Consider the following 8,531-nt stretch of genomic DNA (forward strand, 5'->3'; position numbering starts at 1 on the left):
CGGTAGAACTGCCCGGCGTTCTCAAGGCCGCCCTGGCGCAAGTATTGCCAGAAGCGCTCGGCCTGCTCCGCCGGCAGGTTGCCGAGGGCGCTCAGCTCCGGGTCGGGGCGGTCGTCGCCGGGCACCGGGATCAGCAGCGCGCCGCGCTCGGCCAGCGCCACCAGTTGCTCCACGCCGTAGCGCCAGTAGCCGATGCCGCCGTGCAGCGAAAGCAGGATCACCCGCGCGTGCCGCAGCACTTCGTCGACGTAGAGGTCCACCGAGGCGTGGTTCTGCAACTGCATGGGGTTGGCCAGGCGCAGGCTCGGGTAGTCGTCCGGCAGCGCACGGGCGGCCTCGGCCAGCAATGCCAGGTGCGAATCGCCGCTGCAGAGGATCACCAGCTCGGCGGGAGTCTGGGCCAGGTGGGCGATGCCGTCGTCGGGAACGAAGCCGCCAGGTTGGGTGCGCAACAGGTGCATGGACGTTCTACCGGTAGGACGCAAGAAGCTGGGGCCGGCGAATCGCCATCGCCGGCCCCGGCCGGGGATCACGGATCAGGCAAGCGCTGTGCGCAGCTGGTTGGCGATGGCGGCCTGGTCCAGCTCCTGGCCGATCACCACCAGCCGGGTGCTGCGGGCTTCGTCGGCCAGCCACTTGCGGTCGAAATGCCTGTCGAAGCGCTTGCCGACGCCCTGCACCAACAGGCGCATGGGCTTGCCCGGAATGGCGGCGAACCCCTTGATGCGAAGTATGTCGTGACGCTCCACCAGCTCGCCGAGGGCCTCGAGCAGCGCAGCTTCCTCCACCTCGGGGAGATCGACGTGGAAGGAGTCGAACTCGTCGTGGTCGTGGTCCTCGTGGCCTTCATGGTCGTGGTGGGTCGGCCGGCCGTCGATGTGCAGCTCGGCCTCGGCGTTGAGGCCCAGCAAGACCGGGAGCGGCAGCTCGCCCCGGCTCGCCTCGACGATCTTCACCGCCGCCGGCAGCTCTCCGGCGATCTCCGCGCGGACCCGCGCCAGGGCCTCGGCGTCGAGCTGGTCGGCCTTGTTCAGGATCACCAGGTCGGCACTGGCCAACTGGTCCTCGAACAGTTCGTGCAGCGGCGATTCATGGTCGAGGTTGGGGTCCTGGCGGCGTTGCTGGTCCACCTGCTCGGGATGGGCGGCGAAGGTGCCGGCCGCCACCGCCGGGCTGTCGACCACGGTGATCACCGCGTCGACCGTGCAGGCGTTGCGGATTTCCGGCCACTGGAAGGCCTGCACCAGCGGCTTGGGCAGGGCCAGGCCGCTGGTCTCGATGAGGATCTGGTCAAGGTCGCCGCGGCGCGCCACCAGCTCGCGCATCACCGGGAAGAACTCTTCCTGCACGGTGCAGCACAGGCAACCGTTGGCCAGCTCGAAAACGCGGCCCTGCGCCTCTTCTTCGCTGCAACCGATGGAACATTGCTTGAGGATCTCGCCGTCGATGCCGAGTTCGCCGAACTCGTTGACGATCACCGCGATGCGCCGGCCTTCGGCGTTGTCCAGCATGTGCCGGAGCAAGGTGGTCTTGCCGGCGCCGAGGAAGCCGGTGACGATGGTGACGGGGAGTTTCGCCAGGGTTTTCATGGGCAGCCCTTGTTCAGCTCGGCGGGCATGCGGACGAGTGGCGCGGACGCAGGGGCCGCGCAACGGATTCGCCACCGGATCACCCCGCCCGGTTGTATGGAAGTCTTGTCCCCGGGCATCGCGCCACGGGATCGACGAGGCAGGTCTCCTGGCTCACGGTCTGGCGTCTCCGCCGGTTCCCCGCCTTCCCGCGTCACGCAGTGGCATTGGGGAACGATCGCCGTTCACAGTTGCGGGGGCAGCCGCGGCATCGACCGCGTTCCCTCTTAGCCCCGCCGTCGCCGGCGAGGAACCTCGAACCGGCAAGGCTACGCAGTGCGCGGGCCAGGGTCAATCGGGCCGGTTGACGCCCGGCGGTCCTTCATGCTGTCCTAGGCGGGTTGTCCCAGGTGTCTCGTGCCGGCGCGCACGAGGTGAAACGGGAAGCCGGTGACGCTCTCCGAGCCAGTCCGGCGCTGCCCCCGCAACGGTAAGCGCATCGCGCGCGAGCCCGGAGACCGGCCTGGAACCTTTCGTTTGATTCACCCGCGGTGGGCGGGCGCAAGCGTGAAGCGGGCCGTCCGGGCCTGTTCCTCGTGCGTACTCCTCTGCCACGCCCATGTCAATCCAGAGGGAACGCACCATGTCCAGCAGCACCCTGGCGCACGCCAGCTCCACCACCTCCCTGTCGAAGCGACTGAGCCTGGCCATCGGCGCCGGCCTGCTCGGCGCGCTGCTGGTCTATTTCGCCGGTTTCTCGCACATCGACGCGGTACACAACGCCGCCCACGATACCCGGCACAGCTCCGGCTTCCCCTGCCACTGAGTCGCGAGAGAACCAGAATGATCAAGCGCATCGCCCAGACCGCCGGCTTCGCCGGCCTGCTCGCCGCCCTGCTGCTGACCCTGCTGCAGATTCTCTGGGTCACCCCGCTGATCCTCGAGGCGGAGACCTACGAGAAGAGCGAGCCGGTCGCGACCCAGCCCCACGAACACGCCCCCGGCGTCGCCGCCCATGTCCACGACGAGGAGGCCTGGGAGCCGGAGGACGGCTGGCAGCGTACCCTCTCCACCACCGGCGGCAACCTGGTGGTGGCGGTCGGCTTCGCCCTGATGCTCGCCGGCCTCTTCACCCTGCGCGCGCCGGGCCAGACCTGGCAGGGCCTGCTCTGGGGCCTGGCCGGCTACGCGGTGTTCTGCCTTGCGCCGTCGCTGGGCCTGCCGCCGGAGCTGCCGGGTACCGCCGCGGCCGACCTGGTGCAACGCCAGTACTGGTGGATCGCCACCGCCGCCGCCACCGCGGTGGGCCTGGCCCTGCTGGTGTTCGGCGGCAACTGGCCGCTGAAGCTGGTCGGCGCCGTCCTGCTGGCGCTGCCGCACCTGTTCGGCGCGCCGCAGCCCGAGGTCCATGCCAGCCTGGCGCCGGAAGCCCTGGCCCAGCGTTTCGTGGTCGCCTCGCTGGTCAGCAATGCGCTGTTCTGGGCCGCCCTCGGCCTGGCCGCTGCCTGGCTGTTCCGGCGCAACCGGGGCGGCGTCGACGCCTGACCGCCTGCCACCCGCGACCCTTGCCGGTCGCGGGTCCATAGTGCCTCTCCTTCCATCTCCTCCGGTGCGCGCATGCCCCTGCCCATCCCCAGCCTGCTGATCGCCGGCATCGGCTGCCGCCGAGGCTGTAGCGCCGAGCATCTACGCGCGCTGCTGGAGCGAACGCTGGGCGAACACGGGCGCAGCCTGGCCGACCTGGACGCCCTCGCCAGCATCGACGGCAAACGCGACGAACCCGGCCTGCGGCAACTGGCCACGCTGCTCGAACGCCCCGTGCATTTCCTCGCGCCCGCCGTCCTGCACGACTACGAGCCGCGCCTGCTCAGCCCCTCCGCCGTCGCGCTGCGCGAAACCGGCTGCTCCAGCGTCGCCGAGGCCGCCGCCCTGGCCCTGGCCGAACGCCTGGGTGGCGGTCGCGCCGATCTGCTCGGCGCGAAACGCAGCGATGATCGGGCGAGCATCGCCCTGGCACGTCTTCTCACCGAACGAGAACTCCCATGACCGTCTATTTCATCGGCGCCGGTCCCGGCGACCCCGACCTGATCACCGTCAAGGGGCAGCGCCTGATCCGCCAGTGCCCGGTGATCCTCTACGCCGGCTCGCTGGTTCCGCAAGCGCTGCTCGAGGGGCACCAGGCCGGCCAGGTGGTGAACACCGCCGAGCTGGACCTCGAACAGATCGTCGAGCTACTCGCGCAAGCCCATCGCCGCGGCCTCGACGTAGCCCGCGTGCATTCCGGCGATCCCTCCCTGTACGGCGCCATCGGCGAGCAGATCCGCCACCTGCGCGAACTCGGCATCCCCTATGAGATCGTCCCCGGAGTCACCGCCACCGCCGCCTGTGCCGCCCTGCTCGGCTGCGAGCTGACCCTGCCCGAAGTGTCCCAGACGCTGATCCTGACCCGCTACGCTGCACGCACGAAGATGCCGGAAGGCGAGAGCCTGGGCGACCTGGCGCGGCACCGGGCGACCCTGGCGATCCACCTGGGCGTCGCCCACCTGGCGAAGATCGTCGAGGAACTGCTGCCGCACTACGGCGCCGACTGCCCGGTCGCGGTGATCCACCGGGCCAGTTGGCCCGACCAGGAACAGGTTCGCGGCACCCTCGGCGACATCCTGCCCAAGGTCGCCGCCAGGAATTTCCGCCGCACCGCGCTGATCCTGGTCGGCGAGGTGCTGGCCGCCGAAGGCTTCGCCGACTCTTCGCTGTACCGCGCCGAGCATCGACATCTCTATCGACCCGGCGAATGAACCGCCGTCCTTAGGTTCGGCGCCGACCACCGGCAGCACGCCTAGACTCGTCGCAAGGCTTGCGACAGCGGGCCGGCACGGCTAGCGTTCAGCGCTGGCCCCTTTTTTCCTGAAGCCTTCGGACACCCATGAAACGATTCCTCCTCGGTCTGGCTCTGCTGCTGGCGGTCGCCGCCGGCGTCCTCTACTTCGTCCCGGCTACCCTCCTCGCCAGCGTACGCACCGTCGAGCGCGGCCTCGCCGGTCTCAGCGAGCACAGCGTGCAGGTCGACAACCTGGAGATCGCCTACCTGGAAGGCGGCTCGGAGAAGAACCCGACCCTGTTGCTGATCCACGGCTTCGGCGCCGACAAGGACAACTGGCTGCGCTTCGCCCGGCCGCTGACCGAGCGCTACCATGTGGTCGCCCTCGACCTGCCCGGCTTCGGCGACAGCAGCAAGCCGCAACAGGCCAGCTACGACGTCGGCACCCAGGCCGAGCGAGTCGCCAATTTCGCCGCCGCCATCGGCGTGCGCCGCCTGCACCTGGCCGGCAACTCCATGGGCGGGCACATCGCCGCGCTCTACGCGGCGCGCCATCCGGAACAGGTGCTATCGCTGGCGCTGATCGACAACGCCGGGGTGATGCCGGCGCGCAAGAGCGAACTGTTCGAGGACCTGGAGCGCGGCGAGAATCCCCTGGTGGTGCGCCAGCCGGAAGACTTCCAGAAGCTGCTCGACTTCGTGTTCGTCCAGCAACCGCCGCTGCCGGCGCCGCTCAAGCGCTACCTCGGCGAACGCGCGGTAGCCGCGTCGGCGTTCAACGCGCAGATATTCGAACAACTGCGCCAGCGCTACATCCCGCTGGAGCCGGAACTGCCGAAGATCGAGGCACCGACCCTGCTGCTGTGGGGCGACCGCGACCGCGTGCTGGACGTCTCCAGCATCGAGGTGATGCGTCCGCTGCTGAAGCGGCCCAGCGTGGTGATCATGGAAAACTGCGGACATGTGCCGATGGTCGAACGCCCGGAGGAAACCGCGCAGCACTACCAGGCCTTCCTCGACGGCGTACGGAACGCCCAGGTGGCCGGTCGCTGAAAACGCGAACCGGCGCCTAGGCGCCGGTTCGGGGGAGCGGGAACCGTCGCGAGGACGGCTCGGATCCAGGCCTCAGGCCTGGATCAGGTTGGCGATCTGCACGTCCGGGTTGACGTCCTGCTCGTAGTCGACCCCAGCGACCTCGAAACCGAACAGGTTGAGGAACTCGCTCTTGTAGCCAGCGAAGTCGGTCAACTCGTAAAGGTTCTCGTTGGTTACCTTGTCCCACAGCTCCTCGACACGGGACTGCACTTCCGGCTGCAGTTCCTTGTAGTCGGCACGCAGGCGGCCTTCCTCGTCGAGGCGCGGCTCGGCGCCGTACAGGCTCTCCCGGTACAGGCCGTCGACCTGCTCGATGCAACCTTCGTGGGTGCCCTGCTCCTTCATCACCTTGAACAGCAGCGACAGGTACAGCGGCATCATCGGGATCGCCGAGCTGGCCTGGGTCACCACCGCCTTGAGCACCGACACGCGCGCATCGCCGCCCAGAGGGGCGAGCTTGTCGCGGATACCGAGGACCTTCTGGTCGAGATCCTTCTTGGCCGCGCCGATGGAACCGTTCCAGTAGATGTCGTGGGTGATCTTCTCGCCCAGGTAGGTGAACGCGGTGGTCTTCGCGCCGTCGGCCAGCACGTCGGCCTCCAGCAGCGCATCGATCCACATCTGCCAGTCCTCGCCGCCCATCACCGCAACGGTATCGGCGACCTCCTGATCGCTGGCCGCCTCCAGGACGACGTCCTTGATCACTTCCTTGTCGGTGTCCAGGCCACGGAAGCTGACCGACTTGCCGATCGGCTTGAGGGTCGAGGAGAACACTTCGCCGCTCTTCGGATGGGTACGGCGCGGCGCGGCCAGGCTGTAGACCACCAGGTCGACCTTGCCGAGATCGCGCTTGATGGTCTCGATGGTCAGCCGCTTCACCTCGTCGGAGAAAGCGTCGCCATTGATGCTGCGGGCATACAGGCCTTTCTCGTGGGCGAACTTCTCGAAGGCCGCCGAGTTGTACCAGCCGGCGGTGCCCGGCTTGCTCTCGCTGCCCGGACGCTCGAAGAACACCCCGAGGGTATCGGCGCCGGAACCGAACGCGGCGGTGATGCGGGCAGCCAGGCCATAGCCGGTGGAGGAACCGATGACCAGGACCTTCTTCGGTCCGTTGACGACGGGGCCCTTGGCCTCGACGTAGTCGATCTGTTGCTTGACGTTGGCCTCGCAGCCTGCCGGATGGGTAGTGACGCAGATGAAGCCACGCACGCGCGGTTTGATGATCATGAAAACCTCGGTTGCTAGATGCCGGAAAAGCACATTCAGGAGCTAGAGACGTCGCGCATTGTAAATGAGACACCTCCGCTTGGGCGGACCGAAGGCAGGAATCGTGACCAAAGGGTCACGCGTCGCAGCCCGGACATAAAAAAACCCGCTCCGGGGAGCGGGTCTTGTCGGCTTGGAATCGGGCTCAGACGGCCTTTTCCAGCTCCGGTACGGCGTCGAACAGGTCGGCGACCAGGCCGTAGTCGGCGACCTGGAAGATCGGCGCCTCTTCGTCCTTGTTGATCGCGACGATCACCTTCGAGTCCTTCATGCCCGCCAGGTGCTGGATGGCGCCGGAGATGCCCACCGCGATGTACAGCTGCGGGGCGACGATCTTGCCGGTCTGGCCGACCTGCATGTCGTTCGGCACGAAACCGGCGTCGACCGCGGCGCGGGAAGCGCCGACTGCGGCACCCAGCTTGTCGGCCAGGGCGTAGAGGATCTTGAAGTTGTCGCCGTTCTGCATGCCGCGGCCGCCGGAGACCACGATCTTGGCAGCGGTCAGTTCCGGACGGTCGGACTTGGCCAGCTCTTCGCCGACGAAGGCGGACTTGCCGGCATCGGCCGGGCCGGAAACCTGCTCGACGGCAGCCGAACCGCCTTCGGCGGCGACGGCGTCGAAGCCGGTGGTACGCACGGTGATCACCTTGACCGCAGCCGAGGACTGCACGGTAGCGATGGCGTTACCGGCGTAGATCGGACGCTTGAAGGTGTCGGGGCTGACCACTTCGACGATCTCGGAGATCTGGTCGACGTCCAGCAGCGCGGCGACGCGCGGCAGGAAGTTCTTGCCGTTGGTGGTAGCCGGGGCCAGCACGTGGCTGTAGTTCTTGCCCAGCTCGGCGATCAGCGGTGCGACGTTTTCCGGCAGTTGATGGGCGTAGGCGGCGTTGTCGGCGACCAGCACCTTGGAGACGCCCTCGACCTTGGCGGCGGCTTCGGCCACGGCGGCAACGTTCTGTCCGGCGACCAGCACGTGGATGTCGCCGCCAATGGCCTTGGCAGCGGCAACAGTGTTCAGGGTGGCAGCCGCCAGGGCCGCGTTGTTGTGCTCAGCGATAACCAGGATAGCCATTAGATTACCTTCGCCTCGTTCTTCAGTTTCTCTACCAGTTCAGCCACGGACTTGACCTTGATGCCAGCGGAGCGCGCAGCCGGCGCCTCGACCTTCAGGGTCTTCACGGTGGAAGCGGTGGAAACGCCCAGGGCGTCCGGGGTCACCACGTCCAGCGGCTTCTTCTTGGCTTTCATGATGTTCGGCAGCGACGCGTAGCGCGGCTCGTTCAGGCGCAGGTCGGTGGTGACGATGGCCGGCAGGTTCAGCGCGACGGTCTGCAGACCGCCATCGATCTCGCGGGTCACGTTGACCTTGTCGCCAGCGACCTCGACCTTGGAGGCGAAGGTGCCCTGGGCGTAGCCGGTCAGCGCGGCGAGCATCTGGCCGGTCTGGTTGTTGTCGCTGTCGATGGCCTGCTTGCCGAGGATCACCAGCTGCGGCTGCTCCTTGTCGACCACGGCCTTGAGCAGCTTGGCCACGGCCAGGGAGTTCAGCTCGTCGTTGCTCTCCACCAGGATCGCACGGTCAGCGCCCAGCGCCAGCGCGGTGCGCAGTTGCTCCTGGGCGGCGGTCGGGCCGACGGAGACAGCGACGATCTCGGTAGCCACGCCCTTCTCTTTCAGGCGTACGGCTTCTTCCACGGCGATTTCGCAGAAGGGGTTCATGGACATCTTGACGTTGGCGAGGTCGACGCCGGAGTTGTCCGCCTTGACGCGGACCTTGACGT

The 8,531-nt window shown here is 67.8% G+C and carries 9 protein-coding genes, 1 pseudogene and 2 riboswitches; of the genes and pseudogenes, 5 read left to right on the top strand and 5 right to left on the bottom strand.

The features are described from left to right. Positions 1-461: pseudogene (locus tag FFS27_RS23795) on the bottom strand (cobaltochelatase subunit CobN); the annotation flags it as partial. 75 nt (positions 462-536) lie between these two features. After that, on the bottom strand, positions 537-1,589 hold the full coding sequence (gene cobW, locus FFS27_RS23800) for a cobalamin biosynthesis protein CobW (protein ID WP_003113998.1): 1,053 nt from the start codon (positions 1,587-1,589) through the stop codon (positions 537-539). Positions 1,590-1,710: 121 nt separating this feature from the next. Then, positions 1,711-1,901, bottom strand: a riboswitch (cobalamin riboswitch). Between the two features lie 58 nt (positions 1,902-1,959). Beyond that, positions 1,960-2,109, top strand: a riboswitch (cobalamin riboswitch). 102 nt (positions 2,110-2,211) lie between these two features. Between cobW and FFS27_RS23805 the strand changes: the two genes are divergently transcribed. From FFS27_RS23805 to FFS27_RS23825, 5 genes are all read left to right on the top strand, one after another. Next, positions 2,212-2,394 carry a CbtB domain-containing protein gene (locus FFS27_RS23805; RefSeq protein WP_003091059.1) on the top strand — a complete coding sequence of 61 codons (183 nt, stop codon included), beginning with the start codon at positions 2,212-2,214 and terminating at the stop codon, positions 2,392-2,394. A gap of 17 nt (positions 2,395-2,411) precedes the next feature. After that, a complete protein-coding gene (locus FFS27_RS23810) occupies positions 2,412-3,113 on the top strand; it encodes a CbtA family protein (RefSeq protein ID WP_023094633.1) in 702 nt (233 codons plus the stop codon). Between the two features lie 72 nt (positions 3,114-3,185). After that, positions 3,186-3,614 (top strand): cobalamin biosynthesis protein, encoded by a 429-nt coding sequence (locus tag FFS27_RS23815; RefSeq protein WP_003091063.1) that lies wholly within the window; start codon positions 3,186-3,188, stop codon positions 3,612-3,614. After that, complete coding sequence (gene cobM / locus FFS27_RS23820; RefSeq protein ID WP_003102926.1) at positions 3,611-4,363, top strand: precorrin-4 C(11)-methyltransferase; 753 nt, start codon at positions 3,611-3,613, stop codon at positions 4,361-4,363. Before FFS27_RS23815 ends, cobM begins: the two co-directional genes overlap by 4 nt. A 128-nt stretch (positions 4,364-4,491) precedes the next feature. After that, complete coding sequence (locus FFS27_RS23825; protein WP_003138620.1) at positions 4,492-5,439, top strand: alpha/beta fold hydrolase; 948 nt, start codon at positions 4,492-4,494, stop codon at positions 5,437-5,439. A 72-nt stretch (positions 5,440-5,511) separates the two neighbouring features. Here the strand turns inward: FFS27_RS23825 and fabV are convergent, their stop codons facing one another. From fabV to FFS27_RS23840, 3 genes are all read right to left on the bottom strand, one after another. Beyond that, positions 5,512-6,708: an enoyl-ACP reductase FabV gene (fabV, locus tag FFS27_RS23830; RefSeq protein ID WP_003102929.1), complete on the bottom strand. Its 1,197-nt coding sequence runs from the start codon at positions 6,706-6,708 to the stop codon at positions 5,512-5,514. Positions 6,709-6,892: 184 nt separating this feature from the next. Further along, the gene (locus FFS27_RS23835; RefSeq protein WP_003091099.1) at positions 6,893-7,822 is read right to left on the bottom strand and encodes an electron transfer flavoprotein subunit alpha/FixB family protein; all 930 of its coding nucleotides are present in this window, start codon (positions 7,820-7,822) and stop codon (positions 6,893-6,895) included. Next, positions 7,822-8,531: electron transfer flavoprotein subunit beta/FixA family protein (locus FFS27_RS23840; protein ID WP_137952244.1), on the bottom strand; the 710-nt coding region annotated here is incomplete at its 5' end. The genes FFS27_RS23840 and FFS27_RS23835, both read right to left, overlap by 1 nt.

The sequence above is a fragment of the Pseudomonas sp. 2VD genome (genome assembly GCF_005503585.1).
GTDB classification, from domain to species: domain Bacteria; phylum Pseudomonadota; class Gammaproteobacteria; order Pseudomonadales; family Pseudomonadaceae; genus Pseudomonas; species Pseudomonas aeruginosa.

Excerpts from the sequence above, each read along its gene's own strand:
- FFS27_RS23810 (WP_023094633.1), top strand. The coding sequence starts at position 2,412 with ATGATCAAGCGCATCGCCCAGACCGCCGGCTTCGCCGGCCTGCTCGCC.
- FFS27_RS23815 (WP_003091063.1), top strand. The coding sequence starts at position 3,186 with ATGCCCCTGCCCATCCCCAGCCTGCTGATCGCCGGCATCGGCTGCCGC.
- cobW (WP_003113998.1), bottom strand. The coding sequence starts at position 1,589 with ATGAAAACCCTGGCGAAACTCCCCGTCACCATCGTCACCGGCTTCCTC.
- FFS27_RS23825 (WP_003138620.1), top strand. The coding sequence starts at position 4,492 with ATGAAACGATTCCTCCTCGGTCTGGCTCTGCTGCTGGCGGTCGCCGCC.
- cobM (WP_003102926.1), top strand. The coding sequence starts at position 3,611 with ATGACCGTCTATTTCATCGGCGCCGGTCCCGGCGACCCCGACCTGATC.
- fabV (WP_003102929.1), bottom strand. The coding sequence starts at position 6,708 with ATGATCATCAAACCGCGCGTGCGTGGCTTCATCTGCGTCACTACCCAT.
- FFS27_RS23835 (WP_003091099.1), bottom strand. The coding sequence starts at position 7,822 with ATGGCTATCCTGGTTATCGCTGAGCACAACAACGCGGCCCTGGCGGCT.
- FFS27_RS23805 (WP_003091059.1), top strand. The coding sequence starts at position 2,212 with ATGTCCAGCAGCACCCTGGCGCACGCCAGCTCCACCACCTCCCTGTCG.